General features: G+C 60.1%; 18 protein-coding genes. 14 read left to right on the top strand and 4 right to left on the bottom strand.

The genetic code is table 11. From position 1 onward, the window contains the following. The first annotated feature begins 147 nt into the window (after positions 1 to 147). The 3 genes from MYCSP_RS10510 (at position 148) to MYCSP_RS10520 (ending at position 2,908) form a co-directional block, all read left to right on the top strand. A complete protein-coding gene (locus MYCSP_RS10510) occupies positions 148 to 375 on the top strand; it encodes a hypothetical protein (RefSeq protein ID WP_070912626.1) in 228 nt (75 codons plus the stop codon). A gap of 122 nt (positions 376 to 497) precedes the next feature. Beyond that, entirely contained in the window at positions 498 to 1,127 is a 630-nt protein-coding gene (locus tag MYCSP_RS10515; RefSeq protein ID WP_083016622.1) for a phosphate signaling complex PhoU family protein, read from the top strand. Then, positions 1,124 to 2,908: a thiamine pyrophosphate-requiring protein gene (locus tag MYCSP_RS10520; RefSeq protein ID WP_088413743.1), complete on the top strand. Its 1,785-nt coding sequence runs from the start codon at positions 1,124 to 1,126 to the stop codon at positions 2,906 to 2,908. Before MYCSP_RS10515 ends, MYCSP_RS10520 begins: the two co-directional genes overlap by 4 nt. On the opposite strand, the gene MYCSP_RS10525 is transcribed toward MYCSP_RS10520, so the two are convergent. After that, entirely contained in the window at positions 2,905 to 4,371 is a 1,467-nt protein-coding gene (locus MYCSP_RS10525; RefSeq protein ID WP_083016616.1) for an aminotransferase class I/II-fold pyridoxal phosphate-dependent enzyme, read from the bottom strand. The two genes, MYCSP_RS10520 and MYCSP_RS10525, sit on opposite strands and share 4 nt — an antisense overlap. A 194-nt stretch (positions 4,372 to 4,565) precedes the next feature. Between MYCSP_RS10525 and MYCSP_RS10530 the strand changes: the two genes are divergently transcribed. The 5 genes from MYCSP_RS10530 to MYCSP_RS10550 all read left to right on the top strand — a co-directional run bounded on the left by MYCSP_RS10530 (position 4,566) and on the right by MYCSP_RS10550 (position 6,883). Then, entirely contained in the window at positions 4,566 to 5,246 is a 681-nt protein-coding gene (locus tag MYCSP_RS10530) for a PAS and ANTAR domain-containing protein (RefSeq protein ID WP_088413744.1), read from the top strand. Between the two features lie 64 nt (positions 5,247 to 5,310). Further along, the gene (locus MYCSP_RS10535) at positions 5,311 to 5,550 is read left to right on the top strand and encodes a hypothetical protein (protein WP_083016611.1); all 240 of its coding nucleotides are present in this window, start codon (positions 5,311 to 5,313) and stop codon (positions 5,548 to 5,550) included. A gap of 11 nt (positions 5,551 to 5,561) precedes the next feature. Beyond that, positions 5,562 to 5,930, top strand: a complete 369-nt coding sequence (locus MYCSP_RS10540) for a hypothetical protein (protein WP_083016608.1) — start codon at positions 5,562 to 5,564, stop codon at positions 5,928 to 5,930. Between the two features lie 45 nt (positions 5,931 to 5,975). Then, on the top strand, positions 5,976 to 6,596 hold the full coding sequence (locus MYCSP_RS10545; protein WP_162266229.1) for a flavodoxin family protein: 621 nt from the start codon (positions 5,976 to 5,978) through the stop codon (positions 6,594 to 6,596). A gap of 11 nt (positions 6,597 to 6,607) precedes the next feature. Next, complete coding sequence (locus MYCSP_RS10550) at positions 6,608 to 6,883, top strand: hypothetical protein (RefSeq protein WP_070912619.1); 276 nt, start codon at positions 6,608 to 6,610, stop codon at positions 6,881 to 6,883. Positions 6,884 to 6,943: 60 nt separating this feature from the next. Here MYCSP_RS10550 and mbp1 read toward each other — a convergent pair whose 3' ends face one another. Beyond that, positions 6,944 to 7,180, bottom strand: a complete 237-nt coding sequence (gene mbp1 / locus MYCSP_RS10555) for a microaggregate-binding protein 1 (protein WP_070912618.1) — start codon at positions 7,178 to 7,180, stop codon at positions 6,944 to 6,946. Between the two features lie 196 nt (positions 7,181 to 7,376). Between mbp1 and MYCSP_RS10560 the strand changes: the two genes are divergently transcribed. The 5 genes from MYCSP_RS10560 (at position 7,377) to MYCSP_RS10580 (ending at position 10,447) form a co-directional block, all read left to right on the top strand. Next, entirely contained in the window at positions 7,377 to 7,811 is a 435-nt protein-coding gene (locus MYCSP_RS10560; RefSeq protein WP_162266230.1) for a low affinity iron permease family protein, read from the top strand. Further along, positions 7,789 to 8,187 (top strand): low affinity iron permease family protein, encoded by a 399-nt coding sequence (locus MYCSP_RS10565; RefSeq protein WP_070912616.1) that lies wholly within the window; start codon positions 7,789 to 7,791, stop codon positions 8,185 to 8,187. Before MYCSP_RS10560 ends, MYCSP_RS10565 begins: the two co-directional genes overlap by 23 nt. A 43-nt stretch (positions 8,188 to 8,230) precedes the next feature. After that, positions 8,231 to 9,034 (top strand): nucleotidyltransferase family protein, encoded by an 804-nt coding sequence (locus MYCSP_RS10570; RefSeq protein WP_083016594.1) that lies wholly within the window; start codon positions 8,231 to 8,233, stop codon positions 9,032 to 9,034. After that, positions 9,034 to 9,819, top strand: coding sequence for a metallophosphoesterase family protein (locus MYCSP_RS10575; protein ID WP_088413746.1), 786 nt, complete (start codon positions 9,034 to 9,036; stop codon positions 9,817 to 9,819). The genes MYCSP_RS10570 and MYCSP_RS10575 overlap by 1 nt, the downstream gene beginning before the upstream one ends. Before the next feature lie 172 nt (positions 9,820 to 9,991). Then, on the top strand, positions 9,992 to 10,447 hold the full coding sequence (locus MYCSP_RS10580) for an ATP-binding protein (RefSeq protein ID WP_088413747.1): 456 nt from the start codon (positions 9,992 to 9,994) through the stop codon (positions 10,445 to 10,447). Positions 10,448 to 10,454: 7 nt separating this feature from the next. Here MYCSP_RS10580 and MYCSP_RS10585 read toward each other — a convergent pair whose 3' ends face one another. Beyond that, positions 10,455 to 10,877 carry an STAS domain-containing protein gene (locus tag MYCSP_RS10585; RefSeq protein WP_083016862.1) on the bottom strand — a complete coding sequence of 141 codons (423 nt, stop codon included), beginning with the start codon at positions 10,875 to 10,877 and terminating at the stop codon, positions 10,455 to 10,457. A gap of 446 nt (positions 10,878 to 11,323) precedes the next feature. Next, positions 11,324 to 12,142, bottom strand: a complete 819-nt coding sequence (locus tag MYCSP_RS10590) for a SigB/SigF/SigG family RNA polymerase sigma factor (RefSeq protein ID WP_070912612.1) — start codon at positions 12,140 to 12,142, stop codon at positions 11,324 to 11,326. Between the two features lie 286 nt (positions 12,143 to 12,428). Here MYCSP_RS10590 and MYCSP_RS10595 point away from each other — a divergent pair, with 286 nt between their 5' ends. After that, positions 12,429 to 13,124 (top strand): HemK2/MTQ2 family protein methyltransferase, encoded by a 696-nt coding sequence (locus tag MYCSP_RS10595; RefSeq protein ID WP_083016587.1) that lies wholly within the window; start codon positions 12,429 to 12,431, stop codon positions 13,122 to 13,124. The last annotated feature ends 3 nt before the right edge of the window (positions 13,125 to 13,127 follow it).

The following is a 13,127-nucleotide window of genomic DNA, read 5'->3' on the forward strand; positions in this document are numbered from 1 at the left end:
GAGGCCGACCGTGCTGCCGTGGGCCGGTCGGCCTCACTCCTGCCATACCTGGCCTGAAGTTTCGCCAGAAGAGGCTCGCAACTGGGGTGTTTACCGCCATCTGGCACGGGTATGTCCTTTTCGCCAGCCACACGAGAAGGGAGCACCATGACACTGGCCGCTGACTCCGGAGAACTGACCGGTACCAAGGACAAGAACTACGACCTAATTCGATTCACGAAAGACTGCCTGGAGAACGCGCTGCGGTTGCAGACGTTCATCACCGACGCCGAACGCGAGAGCGATACCGAGGTGGTGCAGCTGTTTCGCAAGGCCCAAGCGGACAGCCGCAAGGGCGCTGAACTAGCGAAAAGCCTGTTGGCTAGCCGACTGTGAGTGTGATGTGGTCCCTCCGCCAGGAGCAAATAGGCGGAGGGACCACTGACCGTTCTAAGGACAAGACCCTGCGCACAACGTTTCATGAGCAGCTCACGGAGCTTGTCGCGGACACAGCACGCATGTGTGCAGGCGCGGCCGAAATGAACAACGCCGCAACACTATTGCTGTTCGATGACGAGCACCTCGGTGAGACGCTGCACGTGTCGTTGCGCACCGTGAGCAGGGCGGGTCGTTCGATTAGTGATCATGCGTTCTCGCTGCTTGCCTTGCAGGCGCCGGTCGCAAGTGAACTCAGGGCGGTTGTTGCCACCCTGCATATCGTCCGGGATATCGACCGAATGGCGGGCCTGGCCGCCAATGTTGCGCGCATCGCCATGCGAGAGGAACCTCGAGCGATCGTGCCTACGGAAGCTCGTGATGTTCTGCGTGAAATGAGCGCAGCCGCTGCAGCCTCCGCGCTCGGCGCACAACGAGCCATTGAGAGCAGTGATCAGACTCTCGCACGACGGATGGAGCAGGCCGACTGCAGGATGAACGTCTTGAACCGGCAGTTGTTCGAAATCGTCATGCAGCCGGATTGGCCACACGGCACCGTTGTGGCAGCGGATTTGGTCCTGGTGAGCCGATTCTACGAACGCTATGCCGACCACGCTGTGAACATTGCCCGGCACATCTACTTCCAGTCGACCGGCGACCACGTGTCCCTTGTCGAACCGGCCGAACCAACACCGAGAAAGGTCGAAACATGAGCCAGACTGTCGCCGACTTCATCGTGCAACGCCTGCGTCAGTGGGATGTGGACGAGATCTTCGGTTATCCGGGCGACGGCATCAACGGACTGTTGGGCGCTTTGGGGCGCACGGGCAACGGACCGATGTTCATCCAAACGCGCCACGAAGAGATGGCGGCATTCGCGGCCACCGGATACGCCAAATTCTCCGGGAAGATCGGGGTGTGCATGGCTACTTCTGGGCCTGGGGCGATCCATCTGCTGAACGGGCTCTACGACGCCAAGCTCGACCGCGTGCCGGTGGTCGCCATCGTGGGTCAAACCGCACGCTCCGCGATCGGGGGTAGGTATCAACAAGAGGTGGACCTGCAGACGCTGTTGAGCGATGTGGCAAGCGATTACGCGGTGGAAGTCAAAGTGGTCAGTCAATTGCCCGTTGTCCTCGATCGTGCGTTTCGCACCGCAAGGTCGAATCGTGCTCCCGCTGTGGTCATCGTCCCCTCGGACCTGCAACTGCAGGAGTATGAGCCTCCGGCGCACGTCTTCAAAGAGGTGCCGTCGAGTGATCCTTGCGACGTCGTCGGCACATTGGCACCCCCCGCGGATGCGATGGAGCGGGCTGCGCAGATTCTCAATGACGGCTCCAAGGTGGCAATTCTCGTGGGCCAAGGTGCACGCGGCGCAGCACAAGAGGTCGCCGAAGTTGCGAGGTTGACTGGCGCAGGGGTTGCAAAGGCGCTGCTGGGCAAGGATGTATTGCCCGATGACCTGCCATATGTGACTGGCTCGATCGGTCTGCTGGGTACGCGTCCCAGCTATGAGTTGATGCGCGATTGCGACACCCTGCTGATCGTCGGGTCGAATTTTCCCTACAGCGAATATCTGCCCGAATTCGGTACGGCGCGGGGTATTCAGATAGATTCCGACGGCGCCACGGTCGGCATGCGGTACCCCACTGAAATCAACATCGTCGCCGACGCCAAGGCGGCGCTGACGGCTTTGATCCCGTTGCTGCATCCAAAATCGGACCGAAGCTGGAAGGAAAGCATCGAGTCGGGTGTGCGCCGCTGGTGGTCGATTGTCGAACAGCAGAGCATGTTATCGGCGAACGCGATCAACCCCATGCGAGTGGTCTGGGAATTGTCTTCTCGATTGCCTCGCAACGCCATAGTGACGGCAGATTCCGGATCGTCGACCACGTGGTATGCCCGATGCCTGCGCTTCGGCGCTGATACCCGTGGCTCGCTCTCTGGCACATTGGCGACGATGGGGTGCGCCGTCCCCTACGGAATCGGAGCCAAATTCGCCCATCCCGACCGGCCCGTGATCGCACTCGTCGGCGACGGGGCGATGCAGATGAACGGGCTCACCGAACTGCTCACGATCGCTCGGTACCAGGACAAATGGTATGGGCAGCCGTTTGTCGTGTGCGTATTCCACAACGGCGACTTGAACCAGGTGACCTGGGAGATGCGGGCCATGGCGGGAGAGCCGAAGTTCCCGGCTTCACAATCACTTCCAGAAGTCTCTTATGCGGAGCTAGCGAAGGTCATGGGGTGGAACAGCATTGCCGTGAAAGCTGATGACGAGATTGGTGCCGCCTGGGAGCAGGCGTTGGGCACGCATGGTTTGACGCTGCTGGACATGCATTGCGATCCGGAGATTCCCCCGCTGCCACCGCATGTGGACTACGAGCAGATCAAGAACGTGGGCCGGGCCGTACTCAACGGTGATCCGAATGCATGGAGCATGCTGTCTCAGGGGGTGAGGGCCAAGGCGCGGGAGTTCACCGGTCGTTAGCGGCGTGCGGTCACTCGAATGTGCTCCAGGGACGGATCCGCCGGATCGGGCAGCATCATTCCCGCTCTCTTGCCTGAACGCAGGTACTCGAGAACAGGACCCGTGAGCCTCTCCCCCGGCACCACCACCGGGATACCTGGCGGATATGGCGTGACTTGTTCGGCCGCAATGCGACCCGCGGCGTCATGCGCTGCGACGGTCTCTGTGGGGCCGAAGAAGGCGTCTCGCGGCAGCATCACACTCTCCAGCTCCAGCTGCTGTGGCGATGGGAGATACAAGGGCCGCGGGTGGGCGAAATCCTCGGCGGCCGCGCGCCACGCCGAGAGGGAACCCAGAAGCCGCTCCATCGTCAGCTCCCGGTCCGCGAAGGACATTGTCGCCAGGAATCGACGGTGGTCACTCAACCCCACATCCAGCTGTTTGTGGTCGCGCAACCAATCAGCCGCCTGATACCCGGAGGTACCCGTGCGTGAAATGTCCACGAGTACCTGTAGGCGATCAAGGTCGTGAGAGGCTTCCACACCGAGCAGTTCTTCTTCCAGCACCTCAACGTCCGGGATGCGTTCCACTTCGGCTCGCACCCTGGCGGCCAAATCGAGCGCATTTGTGAGCAGTTCGTGGCCATGCTCAACCATCTGACGGCGCCAGCCGTCCATTGCCGCATAGACCATCACGTTGGGGCTGGTGGTCATCAACAGGTCCGCGCAGGCCGATAGGCGGGCTGGGTCAACGAGGTTTCCCTGTAGATGGAAGACCGAGCCTTGCTCGAACCCCGCACCCATTTTGTGGACGCTGACCACGCACACGTCGGCGCCGGCATCCATGGCCCATGTGGGTAACGCCTCATGGAAGGGCAAATGCGCTCCCCATGCTTCGTCGACTATCAGTGGCTTACTGCGGCGGTGACACACCTCGGCGATCCCACCGATGTCGGCGCAGGTGCCATACGGGCTGGGACTGACGATTAGAGCCCCAGCAGCGTCGGGATGCTGCCGCCACGCCTCTTCCACCTGCTGTGGCGAGGGTGGATGAGAGATGTGTCGTTCGGTGTCCCAGCGAGGAGTGATCCACCGCGGCTGCACTCCCGAGAAGATCAGCCCCGCGACGATCGACTTATGACTGTCGCGGCACACCAATAGTCCACCATCGGATCCGCCCGCGACCGCCATCATCGCGGCCTTGACGGAAAGCGAACTGCCGCATGTCGAGAAGAAGGCGTAGCAGGCGCCCACCGCGTCCGCCATCAACTCCTCGGCTCTCGCGAGAAGGTGCCCTGAGGCCTTGCGGTCGTCCAGGCCGCCGCTGGCCAGGAGGTCGCAACGGAATGGATCCATGCCCAGAATTCCCGTCACGCGTGCATCCACTCCCCGCCCCTGTCGGTGGCCTGGTGGCGTGAATCCATAACGGTCATCGCGGTGGTACCGATCCACTGCCTCAAGTATCGGCACCTGGCTGTGGTCCATCAGCACATTCCCCAGTCGCGCACAGACTCCGCCGGAAATTGGGAGCAGCTGTTGCCAGAATGGGGCAACGGGGGGTCTAGTCTTGTGCGGCGCATGGCGAGCCGAATACCCTATGGCTAGTTCGCTAAACACACGAGGTGCCGCCCCCGGACAGCGCCTCAAGAGATGTCGGATGGTGAGATTGCGGTCGCGGCATGTCTGATGAACTTTCTGAAGTGGATGTCGATGCCGACCTGGAGCAGGCCTTGGCCGGGGGCGCGCCTCAACATGTCGGATGGTTTCGCTTCTACTTCGCCGACGAGCGCTGGGAATGGTCCGCCGAGGTCGCGCGAATGCACGGTTATGGGCCGGATGAGGTCACTCCCACTACGGAAATTGTTCTGTCCCATAAACACCCGGAAGATTTTCATCAGGTCGCCACGACGCTGGACGAGATCCGTCGCACGGCTCAGGCTTTCAGTACGCGTCATCGCATCATCGATCTACAGCAACAGGTTCATCACGTCGTCGTGATTGGTGATCGGCTGTACGACGACGACGGCACTGTCATCGGGACACATGGCTTCTACGTCGACGTCACCCCGTCTGCGCAACAGGAGCGCGAGGATTCGCTGACCGCCGCCGTCGTCGAAATTACGGAGAGTCGTGGGATCATCGAGCAAGCGAAGGGCATGCTGATGCTGGTCTACCGGCTCAACGCCGACACGGCGTTTGATTTGTTGAAGTGGCGCTCGCAAGAGAACAACGTGAAATTGCGCGCGCTTGCCCAACAGGTCGTTGTGGACTTCCAAAGTCTTGACTTTGGCAAGACCATGCCGCCGCGATCGGAATACGACCGCTTGTTGCTGAGTGCTCACCAGCGAGTTCCTCGCTAGGGGTTTGACGCCTCGATCTTCTGGGAAGCCTGTTTATGCGGGATTCGACGGAAGGAAGAGGACCATGGCCGTGTGTGTGACCTGCGGGAATGTCTACCACAACACTTTCACTGTCACCTGGGGTGACAAGACGGCCACGTTCGACAGCCTGGAGTGCGCCATCACGGAACTGGCGCCGGTGTGTGTGGCGTGCGGTTGTCGGATTCTGGGGCACGGAGCGGAGGCCGACGGACGCCTGTACTGCTGCGCGCACTGTGCGCGTCAGGCGGGCTTCACCGGAATCAGCGACAGCAGCGATAGCTAAAAGCACCAGCTATGAATGCTCCGATGTACAGCGACGCGGACCGTAAAAGTAGGGACCGGAGAAGTTTTGTGCACGCGGTGCGGTTCAGTCTCGGGGTTGTGGCATTGGCCGTCGTCGCCCTGATCACCGCCATCGTGTGGATGGGACAGTGCTCGGTCAGCCTTGACGTGGATCAGGCATTGTGCGGCAAGCGCGGCACACCCCTGATTTCCATGGCCGCTCCAGGGATTCTGTTGATAGGCGGGATCGTTGCCTTTGCACAGACCTACCGGGTATGGCGACGCCGTGAGAGCTGGTGGATCTGGCAGGGCGCCGGATGGTTTCTGCTCTTACTCATGGTGGTGATGCTCGTACTGGCCGGCCGCATGATCACGACGTGACCGCGGTCGGGTTTGACGGACGGGGCCGGTGGGTACTGCCGAAAGATGGCCATCGTCCAAGAACCGCTGCGAGCCTTGAGCTTGATCTGCAGCCTCAAGCATCACAGCGAGCAGTCGAGTACCGAACTGCTGATAGATCAATTGGCCACAGTGTTGCGCGAGGACGGCATCCAGTGCGAGAGCGTGCGATGCGTGGATTACGACATCCATCCAGGGGTCGAGCAAGACATGGGCGATGGCGACCAGTGGCCGCAATTGCGTGACAAGGTACTTGGTGCGGACATCCTGATTCTAGGCACACCCACCTGGCTGGGGCATATGTCCAGTGTGGCCCAACGTGTTCTAGAACGGCTCGACGCAGAGCTCTCTGCGACCGATGAGGACGGCAGGCCCCTGCTCTCGGGCAAGGTCGCCGTCGCGGCCGTGGTGGGAAATGAGGATGGCGCACACAAGATCACCGCCGATCTCTTTCAGGCGCTCAACGATATTGGCTACAGCGTGCCCGCGCAGGGCTGCACGTACTGGAACGGCGAGGCCATGCACACTACGGACTATCGGGAGCTCTCGGAGACGCCCAAGGCAGTCGAGTCTGCCACCGCCTCGGCGGCACGCAATGCTGCACACCTTGCGCGGCTGTTGCGCGAATACCGTTACCCTTCAGGCTAATAGGAGAAATCATGCGTGAAACTGCCAATGACCCCGTGGACCATGCTCGCACATTCCGCCCTCATGCCGGCGAGTCTTTGAAAGACAGGGCGGCATGGCCGGGGTTGATGCTCATCGCGCTGGGGGTCATCGCGGTGGTGCTGGGCCTGGCCGCCGCCGCGTATCAGTTCTATGGCTGGACTTTGATCGGGGGTGCTGCCGCGCTGATATTCTTTCTTCTGGGCTGGCTGTGGTTGCACATCGAGCGTAGACGGGTTCGTAGAATGGAATCCCTTCGGCACGAATAACGTCGGAACATGCGATAAGGGGACGACCCCCGCAGCGGTCGTCCCCTTATCGCATGTCTGCTACTCGTGCGCCTCTTGACGCTTCTCGTCGGATTTTGCTTCCGCCCTGGCCTTCTCGGCCTCGGCTTCCTTGCGCGCTGCTTCGCGTTGCGCTTCTGCCTTGTCCTGCTGGGCCTTGCCTTCCTCGATCAGGTCGTCCCGTCCGGTAACGGTTCCGACCGCTTCCTTGGTCTTTCCCTTCACATCCTCGACGACGCCGCGAACGGCTTCCTGTGGCCCGCTGTTCTTTTCGGTCATGCGTCCTCCATCTACGCTGTTTCCACTTACTGGCTGATGCCGACGGGGCGAACTCGACTTTGTGCTCTCCCCGTCGAGTTGCAGAATTACCGCTGTCGCACGGCTCAAACATGGGTGATCAATCCCACTGGTGGACGCATCCGTTTAAAGGTTGCGGTGCTGGGTATTTCGGGCGATGAGCAGGAGGAGCACAGTAGTGAGTGGTAGCACCCGTCCCCACCAGAAAGCTGTCTATCCGTCCGATGTAGATCAACGGGTATCCGCGTTCGACCGATTCGCAACGGTCATGTCTGGATACGTCTCGCAGCCCTGGTTCTTCGTGGTCTGCGTGCTGCTGGTCGTGCTGTGGGCGCCAACGTTTCTGTTGTTCAACATCGATACCTGGCAACTGGTTATCAACACACTCACCACCATCATCACTTTCCTGCTAGTGGCGCTTTTGCAGAACACACAGCGACGATCGGATAACGCGGTTCAACAGAAGCTCAACGGAATCGCCGATGCTCTGGCGGACATCGTTGATGCCCTGGCACAGATGAACCCAGACTTGGCTTCTCAACTCGGTAAGGACAGAAGTGAGCTTCTCGACGCGGTAGGACTCGAAGAGCATGAGAGCACGGATTCACCCTAAAGGTGTTGCAGGTTACCGGTCCCGACTGGCTGTGCTACCGGGAGTGATCACTAGGTGGGCTGGTTCGATCTGGTCATCACTGGCAGCTATCGCTGTGGCTTTTCTCCTCCTCGTTTCCGGACTTGTCACCGAATTTCCGGCGTGGTGGCAGACGCTGGTGTATTCCGCGGGGGCACTGGTCAGTCTCCTCATGTTGTTCTTGATCCAGCACACCACCAACCGCGACACCAATGCGGTGTTACTCAAGCTGGACGAGCTCATTAGTGCTATCCCGGCCGCCAACGAGGAGGCGATTGACATCGAAGAGCGCGAGGTCTACGAACAGGAGGAAGTCCACCACCGTCTGCATCATGAGACGCGATCCGATATCGAATAGCGGATGATTGAGCCTGAGGCAGAGCGGGTAGCTGACGTACACCATGAATGAACAGGCGCTGCTTCAGACTCTTACCAGGGTGGTATCCGCGTTGTCGCAGAATGAGATTGCCTTCGCGGTGGCTGGTGGATGCGCCGTCTATGCGCGTGGCGGGCCAGTGACGACGCACGACATCGATATCTTCCTCCGAGAGGAGGATGTACGAGACAGTCTGCGCGCATTGCAGGCTGCAGGCCTGCGGTTGGAGGACCCGCCGGAGAGCTGGCTTACCAAGGCATATGACGGGAATGTGCTGGTGGACATTATCTTCTGCCCCAACGATAGGCCCGTTGACAACGACTTCTTGAATAGAGCCGAGTCGATGCAGATCGGGCCGACTCGAGCACCTGTTGTCACCGCGACGGATCTCATGGTGGACAAATTGCTGGTACTTGACTCGCATCGCTGTGATTTTGGCCCGGTGCTCAGGATCGCACGGGCGATCAGGGAGCAGGTCGATTGGCTGCAGGTGCAGCGCTCTACGCATCGATCACCCTACGCAACAGCCTTTCTGAACCTTCTCGTGAATTTGGGCATTGTGAACTTGAGTAGCGTTTCTTCTCAGGTAAACACCCAATATGACGAGGCTGAGCTACGCCGCAGACTGGCTGAGGACCCCAGGACCGCGGAGTTGGGTGTGTCGGTGACGTTCAGCGGTGAAACGTTGGCATTGGACGGTGAGGTCGATTGCCCGCAGCGCAGGGAAATGCTCTCGGTCGTGGCGCGGGAGTATGCGCCCGGCATGGCAATTCAGAACATGGTACGAGTGTCTGACACGAGCAAGCCCGGTCGTGAGGAGCTGATCTGATGATCCGCATCGCGGCCGTCGGCGACATACATCTGGGGGAAGATTCCGGGATGCAGCTTCGGCCGGCGTTCCAGGACATCGAGAAGTATGCGGACATCTTGCTGCTGGCCGGCGATTTGACACGGACCGGAACAGTGGCCGAGGCGACGGTCGTTGCGTCCGAGTTCGGTGGGCTCGCTGTTCCCGTCATCGCGGTGCTAGGAAATCACGACTACCACGCCAACCAGGTTCCGGAGATCACGGAGATATTGCGCAGTCGAGGCATTATTGTTCTGGATGGCAATGTATTTCGTATCGATATTGCGGGCCTCTCTGTCGGCATTGCCGGCATCAAAGGTTTTGGAGGCGGTTTCGCGGGCCGCTGCGGAAGCAACTTCGGCGAAGCGGAGATGAAGGCGTTCATCGGGTATACGCAATCGAATGCGGATCGGCTTGCACGGGCCCTGCGTGATCTCGACACAGATCTGCGAATTGCGTTGTTGCACTATGCGCCGACCCCAGAAACGCTTGGCTGTGAGCCTCCAGAAATCTACCCCTTCTTGGGATCGTATCTTCTTGGAGAGGCCATCGATGCCGCAGACGCCGACCTCGCGGTGCACGGACACGCACATGCCGGCGCCGAGCGCGGCAGTACACCCGGAGGGACGCCTGTTCGCAATGTTGCACAGCCGGTATTGCATTCTGCCTATGCGGTGTACGCCCTTGCGGAGCGAGCTTCCCCGTCTCGCGAGGGCACCCTGGCGCGAACCGTCCCGGCGCAAACCGTTTCGTGGACAAGGATCTAGTCATGGATTACGTTGGCTCGTTCCGTAGCGGCAGGGGAACAGGTATACTTTCGTTACCTATCCTCCTTGGCGGCACGCAAAATTCGGCGTGGATGTCGAGCGGCTGCTGGCAGGTATTGGTTGTGCGCCGATGATCCGGGTAATCTCGAGCGCAGGAAATATTGGGAGAGATATGACCGAGGCTCACACCACTGAATCCGGCAGTCGCCTGGACGACCGATCCCTTACGTTTGAAATGGCTGCCCGGCTGGACAATCTGGCGATGATACGCACCGTCGTGGCCGCCGCTACGACCTTCGATGATGTGGACATGGACACTGTCGCCGATCTCAAATTGGCCACGGATGAAGCGTGCACTCGGCTCATTAAGGCTGCCGTATCCGATGCCACCCTGACCGTCCGATTGGACTTTCAACCAGATCGGCTCGGTATCGTGGCCTATACGCATTGCGTGCCTGGGGATGTCTTTCCGCTGGACAGTTTCAGCTGGCATGTTCTCAATTCGCTCGTGGACCACGTCGAGACCTTCGAGCGGGACCACCCAGATGACGCGGCCGGCCGTATTGTCGGTATCGCCATGACCACGCGGCGAGACACCGTGGCTGCGGTGCGTGTGGCCCACGGATAGTGCTCGACTAGAGTGCCAGCTTCCTCCACACGTCCGGAATCGAATCACTCAGCGGGAAGGTACTGCTGTCTCCGCTGATATCGAGTAGTTTCGTGACAGCGCGGCCCGGGACCACCGACCATTCGATACCTTGCACGGCGCAGTGGCGACGTATCTGGTCCAGCGCCACCAGACCGTCGGTTCCGAAGAATTGCAGCCCTTGTAAATCAAGCACCAGCGTCCGGTGCCCATCCAGGTAGCGGGTCGCGTACTCCACGAGGTGGCGGGCGTTCACGGCATCGATTTCCCCCGCAGCCCTTACGAGAACGGCCGAGGGACGATGCCAGTGTGCTGTGAACCGCGCGGTGTCGTCCGTGGATGAAAACAGTGAAATGACACCGGATTTGGTTCGAGCCGCGAAACGTGATGCATTTTGGTCAATGACAGACATGTATGACTCCATCGATCGAAGCGTGCACTCTTTTCGGATTGGAGACACCAGGCGACTAGCCCGATATAGAGGCCCAAGCACTGCACTGGCATCTACAGATCCTGCGCGGCTGTGGACTCAACCTGGTCATGACGCTACCCCTACTCGCATTCGACCACAATGCATCTGGGCACGGAACCCGTGTAGCGCAAACCCTTATCCACGGCACCGACAGCGGTTTGCATCGTTAAGCTAATTTTGATTAGTTTGAATCTGGTCAGGTTGGGCGGTACCAGGCATAAGCGCGATGAGCGAGCAGTGCCCGACTGTTGACACGTTCCGCGGATAACCCTGCCGCACAAAGTTGGCAAAGCGGCGTACTAACGCAAGCGCGTTCATGGCTCACCTCCGGTATGTGCATGAGGTGATACCCGTTGACGAGGTGGTTAATCGCCGGTCATGGCTGACTACTGCAGCTGTTCCCGCAGGCATCGCAGGGTGTCGCTCAGGATCCGGGACACGTGCATCTGCGAGACACCGATCTCCCCGGCGATTTGGCTCTGGGTCATGCCCTTGAAGAACCTAAGCTCCAGGACGATGCGCTCACGAGGAGGCAGCCTGGCTAGCAGCGGACGTACGGACTCGCGGTTGGTGACGTGTTCCAACGCTGGGTCTGTGTCGCCGAGTAGATCGGTCAGATGTTTGGATTCTTCGTCCCCGCGTGCCAACGGTGCCTCGATTGACTGAGGTTGATAGGCGTCCGCCGCGACGAGGCTTTCCACGACATCTTCGCGGCTGATACCCAGCTCGTCCGCCAATTCGCCGGCCGTGGGTGCCCTTTGTAGCGTCTGGGTCAATTCCGCAGTAGCCCTGGCGATCTGCACATGCCTGTCTCGGATTGCCCGCGGGACATGCATCGACCATCCGTGATCGCGGAAGTGGCGGCGCACCTCGCCCATCATGGTGGGAACAGCGAAACCGAGGAAGCTGGAACCCTTTTCTGGATCGAAGCGGTTGACGGCATTCAGCAGACCCACCCGAGCCACTTGCACCAGATCTTCAAGGTCTTCGCCACGGCGATCGAAATGACGTGCGACATTGTCTGCTAAGGGCAGGCACCTATTCACAATCCGCTCGCGGCAGCACTGGTATGTCGGACTACCCGGCGACAAGTTCGCCAGAGCCCGAAACATATCCGGTACATCCGAATAGTCTTCAGGCGCAGCGCCTTGCTTGGATCTTGCCTCCGTGCGTCCGAGCTCCGGGACATCCACAGGGCATTCCATGTGTAGAACCCTCCCAATGCTGTCGACGGCGCGCGGCCCCTGGTCGATCACCTCAACCTCGGCGGCTGTGACGACGGGCCACGGTCTAGGGCGTGTCGGTGAACGCTATCTGCTAGGTCAAACCATGTAGGCGCCACGTCTGCTTCATCCACACTATGCCGATACACCGACGGGCACCACCCCGGAATGGCCCAAAGCGTGGGAACTAGCGTGGCCAGGAGATGTTTGATTCCCGGCCTGGGGGGAATTCAAGGCTCGATGGCTGTGCGGAGTCAAGGAGGCGCCTGTGTTGCTCGACCATTCCCTGGGCCGCGCGGTTCAAGTAGACCCGGGTGTATATGCACCACAGCATGATTCGTTGTTGTTGATTGGTACGATGAGGCAAATCGCTCCGCCCGAAGGCCGCCGTGTGTGTGACTTGTATACCGGCACTGGTTATTTAGCGTTGGAGGCTGCACGGCTCGGTGCTGCGAGCGTTGTCGCGTTTGACATTTGTCCCCACGCGGTAAAATGCGCCAAGGGAAACGCGGTCAGAACGGGATTCAATATCGATGTTGTTCAGGGTGATTGGACAAGGGCGGCAGGCCGTGAACCCTTCGATTTGGTGCTTGCCAATCCGCCGTACGTGCCGGGCGACCGTCGGGTCATATTGAGTGACAACGTTCCCACTTCGGCGGGGCCGGCACTGGCATTCCATGCCGGGGTCAGCGGTCGGCTGGTGCTCGATCCGCTGTGTGCCCACGCGCGCGAGATTCTCGCGCCGGGCGGAGTGTTGCTTGTCGTACAATCCGAGTTTGCCGATATCGCCCAAACAGTGCACACGCTCAATGCCAGTGGACTGAAGGCGGAAATCGCTGCCGAGCAGTACGTTCCGTTTGGTCCCGTGATGTCGGCGCGTGCGGCGTGGCTTGAGAGAATGGGCCGGCTTCAAAAGGGGCGCCGCGTCGAACGGCTGGCAGTGGTGGCGGCGAAGTTTTCATGAGCC

The sequence above is a fragment of the Mycobacteroides saopaulense genome, from assembly GCF_001456355.1.
In the GTDB taxonomy this organism is placed as follows: Bacteria; Actinomycetota; Actinomycetes; order Mycobacteriales; family Mycobacteriaceae; genus Mycobacterium; species Mycobacterium saopaulense.

Excerpts from the sequence above, each read along its gene's own strand:
- MYCSP_RS10510 (WP_070912626.1), top strand. The coding sequence starts at position 148 with ATGACACTGGCCGCTGACTCCGGAGAACTGACCGGTACCAAGGACAAG.
- MYCSP_RS10515 (WP_083016622.1), top strand. The coding sequence starts at position 498 with ATGTGTGCAGGCGCGGCCGAAATGAACAACGCCGCAACACTATTGCTG.
- MYCSP_RS10520 (WP_088413743.1), top strand. The coding sequence starts at position 1,124 with ATGAGCCAGACTGTCGCCGACTTCATCGTGCAACGCCTGCGTCAGTGG.
- MYCSP_RS10525 (WP_083016616.1), bottom strand. The coding sequence starts at position 4,371 with ATGGACCACAGCCAGGTGCCGATACTTGAGGCAGTGGATCGGTACCAC.
- MYCSP_RS10530 (WP_088413744.1), top strand. The coding sequence starts at position 4,566 with ATGTCTGATGAACTTTCTGAAGTGGATGTCGATGCCGACCTGGAGCAG.
- MYCSP_RS10535 (WP_083016611.1), top strand. The coding sequence starts at position 5,311 with ATGGCCGTGTGTGTGACCTGCGGGAATGTCTACCACAACACTTTCACT.
- MYCSP_RS10540 (WP_083016608.1), top strand. The coding sequence starts at position 5,562 with ATGAATGCTCCGATGTACAGCGACGCGGACCGTAAAAGTAGGGACCGG.
- MYCSP_RS10545 (WP_162266229.1), top strand. The coding sequence starts at position 5,976 with ATGGCCATCGTCCAAGAACCGCTGCGAGCCTTGAGCTTGATCTGCAGC.
- MYCSP_RS10550 (WP_070912619.1), top strand. The coding sequence starts at position 6,608 with ATGCGTGAAACTGCCAATGACCCCGTGGACCATGCTCGCACATTCCGC.
- mbp1 (WP_070912618.1), bottom strand. The coding sequence starts at position 7,180 with ATGACCGAAAAGAACAGCGGGCCACAGGAAGCCGTTCGCGGCGTCGTC.
- MYCSP_RS10565 (WP_070912616.1), top strand. The coding sequence starts at position 7,789 with ATGAGAGCACGGATTCACCCTAAAGGTGTTGCAGGTTACCGGTCCCGA.
- MYCSP_RS10570 (WP_083016594.1), top strand. The coding sequence starts at position 8,231 with ATGAATGAACAGGCGCTGCTTCAGACTCTTACCAGGGTGGTATCCGCG.
- MYCSP_RS10575 (WP_088413746.1), top strand. The coding sequence starts at position 9,034 with ATGATCCGCATCGCGGCCGTCGGCGACATACATCTGGGGGAAGATTCC.
- MYCSP_RS10580 (WP_088413747.1), top strand. The coding sequence starts at position 9,992 with ATGACCGAGGCTCACACCACTGAATCCGGCAGTCGCCTGGACGACCGA.
- MYCSP_RS10585 (WP_083016862.1), bottom strand. The coding sequence starts at position 10,877 with ATGTCTGTCATTGACCAAAATGCATCACGTTTCGCGGCTCGAACCAAA.
- MYCSP_RS10590 (WP_070912612.1), bottom strand. The coding sequence starts at position 12,142 with ATGGAATGCCCTGTGGATGTCCCGGAGCTCGGACGCACGGAGGCAAGA.